Below are 14,186 nucleotides of genomic sequence, written 5' to 3'. Positions count from 1 at the left end.
ACGCTTCGTACTAGGCTTTTCCCATGGCCGAATCCCCCCGTCCGCCGCAAACTCCCACTGCCGACACGCCGTTGCTGCGTGACGCGATGAATGCCTGCGCCGGTCTGCCGGAGGCGCCCTGCGAGTCCCAGACGCAGACACTGGAGTTGCTGGCGTCGCTGGGCTGCGACGAGGAAACCCGTGCCGCAGCGCTGTGGTTCGCGGTCGCCGAGCACGATCACGCGGCCTGGGAGCGGGCGGCGGAGTCGTTGCCGCCGGGGGTCGTCAGGCTGGTCGAAGGGCAGTTCGCCGCCGAGCGCGTGTGGGCGTTGCATGCCGAGCGCAGCGGCGCCAGCGAGGGGCTGCGGCGTCTGCTGCTGGCGATCATCCGCGATGTGCGCGTGGTGTTCGTGCTGCTGGTTCGGCAGTTGCTGCGCATGCGCGGCGCGTCGAAGCTGCCGGCCGAGGAAGCTCGGCGGCTGGCCAAACTGACCGCCGACATCCATGCGCCGCTGGCCAATCGTCTGGGCATCTGGCAGTTGAAGTGGGAGTTGGAGGATCTCGCGTTCCGCTTCCTGCAGCCGGACGTCTACAAGCGCATCGCGAAATTGCTGGATGAGCGCCGCGTCGACCGCGAGCGCTTCATCCGCGAATGCATCGACACGCTGGGTACGGCGCTTCGCGAAGTCGGCATCAAGGCCGACATCGCGGGTCGGCCCAAGCACATCCACTCGATCTGGAAGAAGATGCAGCGCAAGCATCTGGATTTCGCCGAGCTGTATGACATCCGCGCCCTGCGCATCCTGGTCGACGATGTCGCCGACTGCTACGCCGCGCTGGGCGTGGTGCACGGTCTATGGCCGCACATCCCGAAGGAGTTCGACGACTACATCGCGCGGCCCAAGCAGAATGGCTACCGCTCGCTGCATACCGCCGTGCTGGGGCCGGGCGGGCGCACGCTGGAAGTGCAGATCCGCACTCACGCCATGCATCGCGACAACGAACTCGGCGTGGCCGCTCACTGGCGTTACAAGGAAGGCGGGTCGGGCGATGCGCAGTTCGAGAAGCGCGTGGCCTGGCTGCGCACGTTGCTGGAGTCGCGCGGCGACGACGATGCCGGTCTGCTGGCCGATTTCGAGACCGCGCTGGACGAGGACCGCGTCTACGTGCTGACCCCGCGCGGTGAAGTCGTCGACATGCCGCGCGGCGCGACCGTGCTCGATTTCGCGTACCACATTCATACCGACGTCGGACATCGCTGCCGCGGCGCCAAGGTCAACGACCGCATTGTGCCGCTGACGCATCAGCCGCGCAGCGGCGACCGCGTGGAGATTCTCACCGCCAAGCAGTCCGAACCCAGCCGCGACTGGCTGTCGCCGCATCACGGTTATCTGCATTCGGGGCGCGCGAAGGACAAGGTGCGCGCCTGGTTCCGGCGCAAGGAGCACAGTGCGAATCTGGCCGCCGGTCGCGCGCTGCTGGAGCGTGAACTCAAGCGTCTGGCCATGACCGACGCCGACCACGACGCGCTGGCGCGCAAGCTCGGTTTCCAGCAGTTCGAGGAACTGCTGGTGGCGCTGGCTCTGGGCGAGTTGTCCACGGCCCAGATCGCGCGCAGCCTGACTGAACGTGAAGCCGGCGCGCCGGCCCCCCGGCCCGCGCCGCGGCGTACCGAGCGGGTCGATCCGGGCGCCATGCGCGTGCAGGGCGTGGGCGATCTGATGACCACGCTGGCGCGCTGTTGCCAGCCGCTGCCGGGCGATCCGGTGCGCGGGTACATCACCAAGGGGCGCGGCGTGTCGGTGCATCGGCGTGACTGCACCAGCCTGGCGCGGCTGGTGCGGCGCGATCCCAAGCGCGTGATCGACGTCGAATGGGGGCACGTGCCAGAGCGCGCCTACGAGGCCACGGTGCGCGTACTCGGCTACGACCGCAAGGGGCTGCAGAAGGACGTCACCGGCCTCATCACCAACTTCGGCGCGCCCATCGTGGCCTCGTCCAGCCGACTGTTTGCGCGCACCGGCGAGGCGGAAATGACCTTCACCCTGCGGGTGCGCGATTTCGAACAGCTGTCGGTGCTGCTGGCACGTCTGGAAACCCTGCCCAACGTGATCGAGGTGCAACGGCTGGCTGCCGGCTGAATGCAGCCCTGAAGCAAGTGCTGGCGCGGGTTTGACGATGCTAAGCTGAACGGAGTCAAGGTTTCGAGCTCTTCCATGGGCGAACAACGCAATTCCGGGTCGCGAGGCCGCACCGAGCCGAGTCTGGGCGATCTCGACGAGCTTCACGGTCGCTCGTCTTCCGCACCGCCGTCTTCCTCCGCGCCATCGCCGTCAGAGTCCGAGATGGTGCTTCCGGGCGAGACGCGAAAGCGGTCGCGCGCCTCCACGCCTTCGGCACCCACTCGTTCGGGCTCGCGTCGTGGCTGGCTGTGGCCGTTGCTGGCGGTGATCCTGCTGGCGCTGGGCACGCTGGCCTGGGTCAAGCAGGATGCGTTGCGCAGCCTGTTTCCCCGCACCCAGCTGAACAGTCTGCTGGCGCGCGCGGACAAGGCCTACGCGGCCGGGCATCTCGAAGGCAATCAGGGCGACAGCGCGCGAGAATTGTACGAAGCCGTGCGCGCGCTGGAGCCGGATAACGAGCAGGCCAACGCGGGATTGCGCAAGGTCGGCGAAGCCGAGTTGAAGCGGGCCCGCGATGCCATGGCCAAGGGCGACTATGCCGACGCGCAGTCCGCGCTGGAGGATGCCCGCGAGCTGCTCGGCGGTGGCGACGCGGTGCATGCCGTCTCGCAGAAGCTGCTGCAGGCGCGCCAGTCGCAGGCGCAGACCGATGCACTCATCACCCAGGCGCAGCAGGCCCTGGCCCAGGGCAAGCTGGATGGTGACCAGGGTGCGGCCAGGCTGTTCCGTCAGGCGCTGAAGGCCGATCCCGACAACGCCGTGGCACGCCATGGCCTGGACAAGGTCGGTGACGCGCTGGCGGGACAGGCGCGCAGCGCGCTCGACAACGGTCAGCTGGATCAGGCCGACGATCTGATCGGCGAGATTGCCTCGCTGATGCCGGGGTATGGCGATTTGCCGTCGCTGCGTGCGCATCTGGCCCAGGCCAAACAGCAGTCCGAGGCGGCCATTCAGCAGCATCTGCAGCAGGCCCGCGACGCCCTGCGCGCGGGGACGTTCACCGGGGACGGCAGCGACAACGCGCTGGCGCAGTTCCAGGCGGTGCTGAAACTCGACCCCGACAATGCGCAGGCCAAGGCCGGCGTGGGGCAGGTGGCGCAGGCGTTGATTCTGCGCGCCAACGCCTCCATCGATGCCGAGGATTTCAAGCAGGCTTCCGCCTTGCTCGATCAGGCCGCGAAGCTGGCCCCGCATTCGGCGGATCTGGCCGCCGCGCGCTCGCGTTTGACCGATCAGCAGCAGACGGCGTCCGGTCAGGATCAGGCGGCCACGCCGCTGACGCCGAAGCAGCAGGCGCGCATCGATGGGTTGCTGAAGCGGGCGAAGGCGGCGCTCGATGCCGGCGACATCATGCTGCCACCGGGGGCGAGTGCCTACGATCTGTACAGCGAAGTGCTCAACATCGACGGCAACAATCGCGCCGCCCTGGCCGGTTTGCAGGGGTTGGCCGCGCACGCGACCACGCGGTTCGACCAGGCCATGAACCAGGGCGATCTGGCGCAGGCCGACAAGATGCTGAAGGTGCTCGAGCAATTGGTGCCCGGCGATGCCGCGCAGACGGGCATGCGTCGCCGCCTGGCCAGCGCATGGCTTGATCAGGCCGAGAATAGCCTGAATCAGGGCAACCGCGCCGCCGCCAGGCAAGCCGTGGAAGCCGCCGCCAGACTGCGGCCGGACGCACAGCGTCTGCAGGCCTTGCGTTCACGCATCGGCAACGGAAACGGTTGAAATCCAGCGGGAGGCGAGCCCGCCCGGGCATGCCTTACGGCCTGCCACTTTGGTTGCAATGACAGATGCGTCCTGATTGTGGAAGCTTGTGCCCCGGTGCTGTGTGTGACGCGGGGTGAGTCATGGAAGATATCCAACTGTGGGCCGTACTCGCTGCGGCGATGTCCAGCTTCGTGCTGGGCAGTCTCTGGTACGGCTTCGTGTTCCAGCGGCTGTGGGCGCGTGAGGCGGGCGTGGATCCGGAGAAGGTGCCGCCGCTTCTGCGCACGTTTGTCGGCGCATTCGTGCTGAGCCTGCTGGCGGCGTTCGTGTTCGCGCTGTTCCTCGGGCCTTCGCCCCAGTTCCGCTTCGCGGTCGGGGCGGGCGTGCTGGCGGGTCTGTGCTGGGTCGCGACCAGCTTCGGCATCAACTACTTGTTCGCGCGGCGCAGCATGAAGCTGTTCCTGCTCGACGGCGGCTACCACACACTGCAGTTCACGCTGTACGGCGCGGTGCTGGGCGCCTGGCCGGTCTGAATCGTTCGGCTCAGGCCACCGCGCGTTCGATGCCCTCGATGGCGACGTCGACCAGATGGTCGATCTCGCTCTCGGTCACCACGTATGGCGGCATGAAGTAGACGACGTTGCCCAGCGGGCGCAACAGGCATTCGCGGGTCAGGCCGTGCAGGTACACGCGCATGCCGCGGCGTTCCTCGAATGGGAACGGCGTGCGCGTGGCCTTGTCGCGGACCAGCTCGACGGCGGCGATCATGCCGGTCTGGCGCACGTCGGCGACGTGCGGGTGGTCGCGCAGCGGTTCCAGGCGCGAGGCCAGGTGCGCGGCGAGGCGACGGTTGTTCTCGATCACCGGTTCGTCGGCGAAGATCGCCAGCGTCTCCAGCGCCACGCGGCAGGCCAGCGGGTTGCCGGTGTAGCTGTGCGAATGCAGGAAAGCCTTGCCGCTGGCGTATTCGTCGTAGAACGCCTCGTACACGGCGTCGGTGGTCAGTACTGCCGACAGCGCCAGGGTGCCGGCGGTCAGGCCCTTGGACAGGCACATGAAATCCGGACGCACATCGGCCTGTTCGCAGGCGAACATCGTGCCGGTGCGGCCGAAGCCGACGGCGATCTCGTCGGCGATGAAGTGCACGTCGAACTCGTCGCAGAGCTTGCGCAGACCGGCCAGGTAGTCCGGGTGGTACATGCGCATGCCGCCGGCGCACTGCACCAGCGGTTCGACGATCACCGCGCAAACCTCGCCGGCGTTGCGTTCCAGCACGGCGCGCATGTCTTCCAGGCGGCGTGCCGCGACCTCGGACGGCGACTCGCCCGGTTCGGCATCCCAAGTATCCGGCGACGGCGCCAGGATCGGTTCCAGCAGCAGCGGCGCGTAGGTCTTGCGGTACAGCGCCACGTCGCTGACCGACAGCGCGCCCAGCGTCTCGCCGTGGTAGCTGCCGGTCAGGGCGATGAAGCGGGTCTTCTCGCCGTGGCCCTGGTTGAGCCAGTAGTGGAAGCTCATCTTCAGCGCCACTTCGATGGCGGACGAGCCGTTGTCGCCGTAGAACACGCGATTCAGGCCCTCGGGTGTCACCCGCACCAGTTCCTCGGCCAGACGCAGTGCCGGTTCGTGGGTCAGTCCAGCGAAAATGACGTGCTCCAGCGTCCGCGCCTGATCGGCCAGGGCGTCGGCGATGCGCGGGTTGGCGTGACCGAACAGGTTCACCCACCAGGAGCTGACGCCGTCGATGTAGCGATTGCCGTCGGCGTCGAACAGCCATACCCCTTCGCCGCGCACGATGGGTACCATGGGGATGGTCTCGTGGTCGTGCATCTGCGTGCACGGATGCCACACGTGTCGAAGATCGCGCGCGGCCAGCGCGGCGTTGCCGGAGAGGTTCTTGGTGTCGTTCATGCCTAATATCATCCCCGTCCCGGGCGCTTGTACTCAAGCGGCGGACTATGGCAGGCGGGGCCGCCCGTGATCCGCGTTCGCACGCTGGTCTGGCTGCTTCCGCTGCTCGCGGCGATCATTCTGGTCGCGCTCTTTCCGGCTTCGTGGGCCTGGCGACTGGCGCGTGCGCACGCCTCGGGCGTGCAGGTCGAGGCGGTGCACGGCAGCGTCTGGAACGGGCGCGCCGAAGGGGTCGCGTACGACGGCATTCCCTTCGGCGAAGTGCACTGGGCATTGTCGCGGGTCGCCCTGTTCGGACGCGTGAAGCTGGATCTGCATCTGGACGGCCCGCTGCTGCAGGGGCGCGGATATTTCGAACGGCGAGATGATGCCGTGATCGGCGAGCGGCTGCATGCGGTCGTGCATGCGCAGGCGCTACCGGTGACGATCGGATCGCCCGGTCTGCGACCGATGGGCGAAGTGGTCGTGGACATTCCGCGTCTGCGCGTGCGCGGACGCTGGCCCGAACAACTGGACGGCACGGTCACGTGGTCGCAGGCGGCGCTGGTCGACGCGCAGGGTCCGGTGGCCCTGGGCACGCTGCGCGCGCGCCTGCACGAGCGCGCGGCCACGACGCTGGAGGTCCAGCTGAGCGATGACGGCGGTCCGCTGGCGCTTTCGGGCCAGGCGCAGGCTTCGCTGCTGGGCTGGCGTCTCGATGCGCGGCTGCAGGCGCGTAACAATGCGCCGCGGCTGCGACAGGTGCTGTCGCATCTGGGCACGCTGCAGCAAGATGGCACACTGATCGTTCGTCGCGAGGGCGGCGCGGTGATGGGAGCAGCACGTTGAGCGACACGTTTTCTCTGCAGCAGGCGCTGGACACGGCGCGCGAGGCGGCACAGGCCGCGGCCGAGGTGATCCGTCACTACTGGCGGCACGGCGTCCGGGTCGAACGGAAGGCCGACGACACGCCGGTCACCGTGGCCGACCGCGAAGCCGAGCAGGCGATCCGCCGGATCATCGGCGAACGCTATCCCGACCATGCCTTCTACGGCGAGGAATTCGGCCGCCAGGGCGAGGGCGATTTCCTGTGGCTGGTCGATCCGCTCGACGGTACCAAGAGCTTCGTGCGGCGTACGCCGTTCCTGTCCACGCAGATCGCGCTGATGCATCGCGGTCAGCTGGTGCTGGGCGTGTCTTCCGCGCCGATCTTCGGCGAGACGATGTGGGCCACGGTCGGCGGCGGCGCGTTCCTCGACGGCGAGACCGTGCATGTGGCCGGCACGGACACGCTGGCGCAGGCGTCGATCTCGACCGGCAATGTCGCCACGCTGACCGCCGACGCGCGCTGGGACGCACTGGGGCAGCTGATCCGCGACAGCAACCGCATCCGCGGCTACGGCGACTTCTGTCACTACCATCTGCTGGCGCGCGGCGGCCTGGATGTGGTGGTCGAGTCGGACGTGAACATCCTCGACATCGCCGCGCTGGCGGTGATCGTGCGCGAAGCCGGAGGCGTGTTCAGCGATCTGGACGGCAACGAGCCCGGACTGGACACGCGCAGCGTGCTTGCCGCCGTGCCGGCGTTGCACGAGACGGTGCTGCGACGCCTGCAGCGGACCTGACATCCCAGCGGGCGTACAATGGTGGAATGAGCCGCAAGTATCCGATCATCCACGACACCCGCAAGGTCGAGCGCAGCCGCTTCCTGCACATCGAGGAAGTGGATCTGGAATTCTCCAACGGTGAACGGCGCACCCACGAGCGCCTGCTCAGTTCCGGGCTGGGCGCGGTCATCATCGTGCCGATGCGCGACGACGACACCGTGCTGCTGGTGCGCGAGTACAGCGTCGGCCTCGACCACTACGAACTGGGTCTGCCCAAGGGGCGCATGGACCGCGACGAGAGCGTCGAGCAGGCCGCCAACCGCGAGCTGAAGGAAGAGGCCGGTTTCGGCGCGCGTTCGCTGCGCCACATCGGTTCGCTGTCGCTGTCACCGGCGTACATGAGCCATGTCACCAATGTGGTGCTGGCACAGGAGCTGTATCCGGAGAAACTCGAAGGCGACGAACCGGAGCCGCTCGAAGTGGTGGAATGGAAACTGTCGGAACTGCATCACCTGATGGCGCGCGAAGACGTCACCGAGGGCCGCTCCATCGCGGCGCTGTTCATGGCCCGCGAATACCTCGCCGGCCGGTATCGACCCTGAAGGAAGGACATGAACGACTCCCTGCGCGGCGACGCGCTGACCGCCTCCGTCATCGACATCGCGCGTCGCGCCGGCGATGCGATCCTCAGTGTCTACAAGCGCGATTTCGACGTCGAGCAGAAGGCCGACGACTCGCCGCTGACCGAGGCCGACCTGGCTTCGCATCGCATCATCGTCGACAGCCTGCGCGCACTGACGCCGGAGATCCCCGTGCTGTCGGAGGAGTCGGTCGACATCGCCTGGGAAACCCGGCGCGGCTGGGAACGCTACTGGCTGGTCGATCCGCTCGACGGCACCCGCGAGTTCGTCAAGCGCAACGGCGAGTTCACCGTCAACATCGCCCTGATCGAGGGTGATCGCAGCGTACTCGGCGTGGTGCAGACGCCGGTGACCGGCGACCTGTACTACGCGCGCCACGGCCACGGTGCGTTCCGGCAGGAGCGTCCCGGCGAGGAACCGCAGCGGCTGCAAACGCGCCAGGCCGCCGCGCCGCTGACCATCGCCGGTAGCCGCTCGCACGGCAGCGAGCGGCAGCGCGAACTGCTGACGCGGCTGGGCGAGCACGAGCTGATCGCGCGCGGTTCGTCGTTGAAATTCTGCCTGGTCGCACGCGGCGAGGCCGATCTGTATTTGCGTGCCGGTCCCACTTCCGAATGGGACACGGCCGCCGCGCATTGCGTGCTGGAAGCCGCGGGTGGCGACGTGCGCACGCTGAGCGGCGAACCCCTGCGCTACAACCGCAAGGACTCGCTGCTCAATCCCGAATTCATCGCCGTCGGCGACGCCGACATCGACTGGGCCGCGCGCCTGGCGTCGTGACGGCCACGCAACCATCGCGGAACTCGAAGCATGAGTAATCCCCGTTCCATCGACGAACTGCTGACGATCATGGCGCGCTTGCGCGATCCCGAACACGGCTGTCCGTGGGACGTGCAGCAGGACTTCGACTCCATCGCCGCCTATACGATCGAGGAAGCCTACGAGGTCGCCGACGCCATCGACCGGCGCGACTACGATGACCTGCGCGACGAACTCGGCGATCTGCTGCTGCAGGTGGTGTTCCACGCGCGCATGGCCGAGGAAGCGGGGGTGTTCGATTTCGCCGACGTGGTCGGATCGATCAGCGACAAGATGGTGCGGCGTCACCCGCACGTGTTCGGCGATGCCTCCTTCGAGGATGCCGAGGAACAGACGCGCGCCTGGGAGCAGATCAAGGCGGATGAGCGGCGCGACAAGGGCGAGGAAGATCGCAGCGCGCTGGCCGGCATCGCGCGCGGCCTGCCCGAGTGGAAGCGGGCGCTGAAGCTGCAGAAGCGCGCCGCGGCCGTGGGCTACGATTGGCCCGATCACCGTCCGGTGCTGGAGAAGGCCGACGAGGAGCTGGCCGAAGTGCGCGCCGAGTTCGACGCCGGCGGCGATGCCGCGCGTCTGGAGGACGAGATTGGCGACGTGCTGTTCGTGCTGGTCAACCTGACGCGTCACGCCAAGGTTGATTTCTCGCGTGCGCTGCGCCATGCCAACGCCAAATTCGAGCGCCGCTTCCGGCGCATGGAAGCTCTGGCGGAGGCGTCGGGCACGTCGATGGCCGAGCGCGACCTGGACAGCCAGGAAGCCTTGTGGCGCCGGGTGAAGGGCGAGGAGCGCGAAGGCGAAGACGCGGCGTCGTCCAATCGCGTCGAGTCGGCCCCCTGAAAGAAAAAAGCCCCGACATCGCGTGATGCCGGGGCGTCGGTCCGATGGGCGGGTCGGATTACTTCGGCGCTTTCGCCTTCATGGCGTTGAGGCGCGTCAGGTTCTCGTTGAGGCTCTTGCGCAGCGTGGCGATGGCCGCGTCGGGATTGCGCGGACGCATCTGCGCGCGGGCCAGCGCGTCGTAGGCGTAGTTGCGCACCATCGGATTCTGGGTCTTGCTCAGCACGTCCTTGTACAGCGCCGGAAGCTGGTCGGCCTTGCCCGCCGCCCTATACAGACGCGACAGCTGATGCAGGTCGGCGATGACCGCACCTGCCGGACCGCGGTGGCGCCCCATGCGATGCATGCCGCGCTGGCCGTGGCGATGTTCGCCCATGCGGCCCTTCCAGGCATGCGGCGCGCCCATCTTCATGGGCTGGTTCGCCGGGGCCGGCGGCGTGGGCGGGGCAGGCGGGGCGGTTTGCTGCGCCAGGGCGAGGCCGCCTGTGGCGATCAGGGCGGTAGCGAGCGCAGACAGCAGAAATTTGCGTTGCATGGTGCGTTTCCTCGTTCGGGGGTGTGAACGGGAAAACGCGACAGGGCCGTGAACGGTTGACGTATGCGCGCGGTGGGATAGTTTCCGTTCAGCTGCGGCGCAACAGTTCGAGTGGCGATGTGCGGATCACCCGGCGGGTACCGGCCAGGCCGATCAGCATCACGCTAAGGGCCGCAGCTGCGGCGGCGACGAGCAGCGGCTCCCACGGTGGCAGATAGCCCGGAATGCGGAACACCCCGCGTGCCAGCCATAGACCGGCCCCGGCCGCGCCCACTGCCGCAGTGATGCCTGCGATCAGGCCGAGCAGGGCGAATTCGCAGGCGGCGGCCACGCGCAGTTGCGACTTGTGCGCACCCAGGGTGCGCAGCAGGGCCGCCTCGTGTTCCCGCTCGCGCGCGCTGGAGGCCAGCGCCGCGGCCAGCACCAGGATGCCGGCCAGCAGACTGAAGCCCAGCACCCAGCGCACGGCGACGCTGACCCGGTCGATGATGCCGCGCACACGGTCCAGCAGGGCATTGACGTCGATCAGGCTGAGGTTGGGGTAGTCGCGCGACAGCGTCGCCAGTGCGCCGGACTGGCCGCGAGGCAGATGGAAGCTGGCAATCCAGGTATGCGGAAGCCGGCTCGCGTGCGCGGTGTCCAGCAGCAGGAAGAAGTTGACCTGGAACGAACTCCAGTCGACCTTGCGCACGCTGGACACAGTCGTGGTCAGCGTGGCTTCGCCGACCTGGAAGGTCATGCGGTCGCCCGGTTTCAGCTGGAACAGATCGCGCCAGCGTTCGTCGATGGAGACCATCGGCGTCGGCGGATCGGCACCCTGCCAGGTGCCGGCGACGACGCGGTTGGAGGAGGGCAGCGCGGCGGTCCAGGACAGACGCAGTTGACGGTCGGCCCAGCGCTTGGCGTCCGGGTTCGGCAGCGGTCTCTGGTCGATGGGCTGGCCATCGATCGACACCAGCTTGCCCACGGCCAGCGGCAGCATGTTCAGGCCGTCGGCATGCAGGTCGCGCAGCGCCTGCTCGAAGCCGGCGCGCTGATCGTTTTGCAGGTTAAGCACGAACCAGTTGGGTGTGTCCGGCGGCAGCTCGTTGCGCCAGCCCTGCAGCAGCGACGGCGCGATCACGCCGAGCAGCAGCAGGGCGGTGAGTCCCAGCGACAGCGCCGTGGCCTGGATCAGGCTGAGCCCGCGCCGGCGCGCCAGCGCAGCCAGACCCAGACGCAGTCCCGGATGCGCCCCCGGGGCGATGCGGCGCGCCAGCCACAGCAGCAGAAGCGACAGCAGCACCGCCGCGGCGACCACGCCGAACAGGCTGGCGGCCAGGATCGGTCCCAGTCGCGCGTTGCCGGCCTGCAGCCAGATCAGCGCCACGGCGACCAGTACCGGCAGCAGATAGAGCACGTCGAACCGCCGCACGCGTCGCGCAAGGCTGCGGCGGAATACCGCCACCGGCGCGACGTCGGCCAGACGCGCCAGCGGCGGGAAGGCGAAACCGATCAGCACGGCCAGTCCCATGCCGGCTGCCGCCCATGCCGGCAGCCAGGGCAGTTGGGTCGGCACACGGGTGAGCAGTTCGCCAGCGAGGTGCCAAGCCAGTTGCGAAAGCCCCAGCGCCAGAGCGCTGCCGAGCGCCAGCGCCGGTAGCGCGAGCGCGGCCAGCGTGGCGGCCAGCAGACCCAGCACGCGCCGGCGTGGCGTCCCCAGTGCGCGCAGCAGGGCGACCTCGTCGGTCTTGCGGCGTGCGTAGCGCTGTGCGGCCAGCGCGATGGCGACGCCTGCCAGCAGGGCGGCCAGCAAGGCGGTCAGGCGCAGGAACGCACCGGCGCGGTCGAAGGCGGCGCGCATACGCTGCTGGGTGCTTTGCGGCGTAATCAGGCGCTGCCCCTTCTGCAGCAGCGGGCGCACTTCGGTGACGTATTGCCGAATTTGCGGCGGTTCGCCCGCGATCAGCAGATCGTGACCGGCGCGGCTGCCCATACCGAGCAGCCCGGCGCGATGGGCGTCTTGCAGATTCATCACCGCGCGTGGCGCCATCGTGACCAGCTGGCCGCCATCGGGCAGCGCGTTCAGCTGCGCCGCGATGCGCAGCGTCTGTCCGCCGAGCTGCACCGGTTGGCCAATGGTCAGGTGTAGGTCCGTCAGCGCGCGATGATCGAGGTACACCGCGCCGGGCGCGGGACCGTGAGCAGCTTGCTCGTGGCCCTCGGCGTCCTGCACCCGCAGTCGGCCGCGCAGCGGATAGGCGGCATCGACCGCAGTGACGTCCAGCAGCTGATTGCGATCGCCGGCGAAGGCGACGCTGGGGAATGTAGCGTCCCGGCTGATCTTCAGGCCCAGTTGCTTTGCGCGGGCCGCGAACGATTCGGGCAGCGGCGACGCGCCGTGGACGCCGACATCGCCGCCGATGAGTTCGGCGGCGCTGGCGACGATGCCGTGTTCGACCCGCGCCGAAAGCGTCGCCACCACACCCAGCGCGGCCACGGCCAGCACCAGCGCCGCCGCCAGCGTGCGCAGCTCCGGCAGGCGCCATTCGCGGCGCAGCGTGCGCAGGGCCAGGCGCAGCAGTTTCATGCCGGCTCCCGCAGGCGTCCGTCGTCCAGTTCAGCCACGTGCATGCAGTGATCCGCCAGCTGCGTGTCGTGGGTGACCAGTACCAGTGTCGTAGCGTGGCTGTGGTTGAGTTCGAACAGCAGCTCGCAGACCTTGTTCCCGGTGCGGCGGTCGAGGTTGCCGGTCGGTTCGTCGGCGAACAGGATGCGCGGTTGGTGCACGAAGGCGCGCGCCAGCGCCACGCGTTGCTGCTCGCCACCGGACAGCTGGTGCGGATAGTGGCTCCGGCGAGCGCCCAGTCCGACGGCGTCCAGCGCGTCGCGCGCGCGGGTGCGCGCGTCTTCGGCACCGTCCAGTTCCAGCGGCAGCATGACGTTCTCTTCGGCGGTCAGGGCGGGCATCAGGTGGAACGACTGGAACACGAAGCCGACCAGCTGCCGACGCAGGGCCGCGCGGGTTTCCTCGTCGCTGTCGTGCAGGGGGTGGCCGTCCAGATGGATCTCGCCGCTGCTGGGCGTGTCCAGGCCGGCCAGCAGGCCGAGCAGGGTGGTCTTGCCGGAGCCGGATGCACCGACGATGGCCAGGCTCTCGCCCTGCGGCACGCGCAGCGTCACGCTGTCGAGGATGTCGATGCGACCGGCCGGTCCCACGACATGCTTGCTAACATCGCGGGCATCGAGCGCCACTTTGTCGGATTCCGTCATGCGTCGTCTTCCCGTGTTGCTGAATGCCCTTTGGACCCTCTGCATCCTGGCGTCGTTTGCGTTGCCTGCACAGGCGGCTGCGCCGCGTACGGTGCTGGTGCTGGGGGATTCTTTGTCTGCGGCCCACAATATCGCCGCCGAGCAGGGATGGGTCCATCTGCTCGACGGCCGTCTCCAGAATATGCGGCCGCCGTGGCGGGCAATCAATGCCAGCATCAGCGGCGAGACCAGTCTGAGCGGACGCAACCGTCTGCCTGCATTGCTGAAACAGTACCGACCGCAGATCGTGGTGCTGGAACTTGGCGCCAACGATGGACTGCGCGGGCTGCCGCTGGACCGCATGCGCGATAACCTCGCGGCCATGATCGAGGCCAGTCAGAAGGCCCACGCGCGTGTGCTACTGCTGGGCATCGAGCTGCCGGTGAACTACGGCCCGCGCTATCGCGATGCGCTACGCAACGTCTACGTCGATCTGGCCCAGCAGTACCACACTGGACTCGTGCCGTTTCTCCTTGATGGCGTTGCGCTCGATCCCGCACTGATGCAGGCGGATGGCCTGCATCCCACTGCGGCCGGCGAGCCGCGTGTGCTGAAGAATGTCTGGGAGGCCCTGAAACCGCTGCTGGACGCTGCGCCGCGCTGATCCGGCTCGCTGCAGTAAGGGGCCGTTGAGACGGTCCGGGTACAACCTGGTGGAGCGCGTCGATTACGAGAAGGCGCTGTAGTCGCTCGGCGT

At 68.3% G+C, this 14,186-nt stretch carries 13 protein-coding genes; 9 read left to right on the top strand and 4 right to left on the bottom strand.

Features of this window, described 5'->3' with window-relative positions:
* The first annotated feature begins 23 nt into the window (after positions 1-23).
* The 3 genes from BTJ49_RS01755 (at position 24) to BTJ49_RS01745 (ending at position 4,405) form a co-directional block, all read left to right on the top strand.
* Positions 24-2,120 (top strand): bifunctional (p)ppGpp synthetase/guanosine-3',5'-bis(diphosphate) 3'-pyrophosphohydrolase, encoded by a 2,097-nt coding sequence (locus BTJ49_RS01755; protein ID WP_113063631.1) that lies wholly within the window; start codon positions 24-26, stop codon positions 2,118-2,120.
* A gap of 75 nt (positions 2,121-2,195) precedes the next feature.
* The gene (locus BTJ49_RS01750; RefSeq protein ID WP_146742231.1) at positions 2,196-3,890 is read left to right on the top strand and encodes a hypothetical protein; all 1,695 of its coding nucleotides are present in this window, start codon (positions 2,196-2,198) and stop codon (positions 3,888-3,890) included.
* A 122-nt stretch (positions 3,891-4,012) separates the two neighbouring features.
* Positions 4,013-4,405, top strand: a complete 393-nt coding sequence (locus BTJ49_RS01745) for a DUF1761 domain-containing protein (RefSeq protein ID WP_113063629.1) — start codon at positions 4,013-4,015, stop codon at positions 4,403-4,405.
* Positions 4,406-4,415: 10 nt separating this feature from the next.
* On the opposite strand, the gene BTJ49_RS01740 is transcribed toward BTJ49_RS01745, so the two are convergent.
* Positions 4,416-5,783: an adenosylmethionine--8-amino-7-oxononanoate transaminase gene (locus BTJ49_RS01740; RefSeq protein WP_113063628.1), complete on the bottom strand. Its 1,368-nt coding sequence runs from the start codon at positions 5,781-5,783 to the stop codon at positions 4,416-4,418.
* 66 nt (positions 5,784-5,849) lie between these two features.
* Here BTJ49_RS01740 and BTJ49_RS01735 point away from each other — a divergent pair, with 66 nt between their 5' ends.
* The 5 genes from BTJ49_RS01735 to mazG are packed head-to-tail and all read left to right on the top strand — an operon-like array spanning position 5,850 to position 9,663.
* Positions 5,850-6,611, top strand: coding sequence for a type II secretion system protein N (locus tag BTJ49_RS01735; RefSeq protein ID WP_168184630.1), 762 nt, complete (start codon positions 5,850-5,852; stop codon positions 6,609-6,611).
* Complete coding sequence (locus tag BTJ49_RS01730; protein ID WP_206098352.1) at positions 6,608-7,387, top strand: inositol monophosphatase family protein; 780 nt, start codon at positions 6,608-6,610, stop codon at positions 7,385-7,387. The genes BTJ49_RS01735 and BTJ49_RS01730 overlap by 4 nt, the downstream gene beginning before the upstream one ends.
* 26 nt (positions 7,388-7,413) lie before the next feature.
* Entirely contained in the window at positions 7,414-7,971 is a 558-nt protein-coding gene (gene nudE, locus BTJ49_RS01725) for an ADP compounds hydrolase NudE (protein WP_113063626.1), read from the top strand.
* A 9-nt stretch (positions 7,972-7,980) separates the two neighbouring features.
* A complete protein-coding gene (gene cysQ, locus BTJ49_RS01720) occupies positions 7,981-8,790 on the top strand; it encodes a 3'(2'),5'-bisphosphate nucleotidase CysQ (RefSeq protein ID WP_113063625.1) in 810 nt (269 codons plus the stop codon).
* A gap of 30 nt (positions 8,791-8,820) precedes the next feature.
* Positions 8,821-9,663: a nucleoside triphosphate pyrophosphohydrolase gene (mazG, locus tag BTJ49_RS01715; RefSeq protein WP_113063624.1), complete on the top strand. Its 843-nt coding sequence runs from the start codon at positions 8,821-8,823 to the stop codon at positions 9,661-9,663.
* 58 nt (positions 9,664-9,721) lie between these two features.
* On the opposite strand, the gene BTJ49_RS01710 is transcribed toward mazG, so the two are convergent.
* The 3 genes from BTJ49_RS01710 to BTJ49_RS01700 all read right to left on the bottom strand — a co-directional run bounded on the left by BTJ49_RS01710 (position 9,722) and on the right by BTJ49_RS01700 (position 13,450).
* Positions 9,722-10,198 carry a hypothetical protein gene (locus tag BTJ49_RS01710; protein WP_113063623.1) on the bottom strand — a complete coding sequence of 159 codons (477 nt, stop codon included), beginning with the start codon at positions 10,196-10,198 and terminating at the stop codon, positions 9,722-9,724.
* A gap of 88 nt (positions 10,199-10,286) precedes the next feature.
* Positions 10,287-12,767: an FtsX-like permease family protein gene (locus tag BTJ49_RS01705; RefSeq protein WP_113063622.1), complete on the bottom strand. Its 2,481-nt coding sequence runs from the start codon at positions 12,765-12,767 to the stop codon at positions 10,287-10,289.
* Entirely contained in the window at positions 12,764-13,450 is a 687-nt protein-coding gene (locus tag BTJ49_RS01700) for an ATP-binding cassette domain-containing protein (RefSeq protein WP_113063621.1), read from the bottom strand. The genes BTJ49_RS01705 and BTJ49_RS01700 overlap by 4 nt, the downstream gene beginning before the upstream one ends.
* Between BTJ49_RS01700 and BTJ49_RS01695 the strand changes: the two genes are divergently transcribed.
* Positions 13,449-14,093: an arylesterase gene (locus BTJ49_RS01695; protein WP_113063620.1), complete on the top strand. Its 645-nt coding sequence runs from the start codon at positions 13,449-13,451 to the stop codon at positions 14,091-14,093. The two genes, BTJ49_RS01700 and BTJ49_RS01695, sit on opposite strands and share 2 nt — an antisense overlap.
* The last annotated feature ends 93 nt before the right edge of the window (positions 14,094-14,186 follow it).

Source organism: Oleiagrimonas sp. MCCC 1A03011 (genome assembly GCF_003267965.1).
GTDB classification, from domain to species: domain Bacteria; phylum Pseudomonadota; class Gammaproteobacteria; order Xanthomonadales; family Rhodanobacteraceae; genus Oleiagrimonas; species Oleiagrimonas citrea.
Note: the sequence above shows the minus strand (reverse complement) of the source record. Positions and strands in the feature narration are given on the sequence as shown.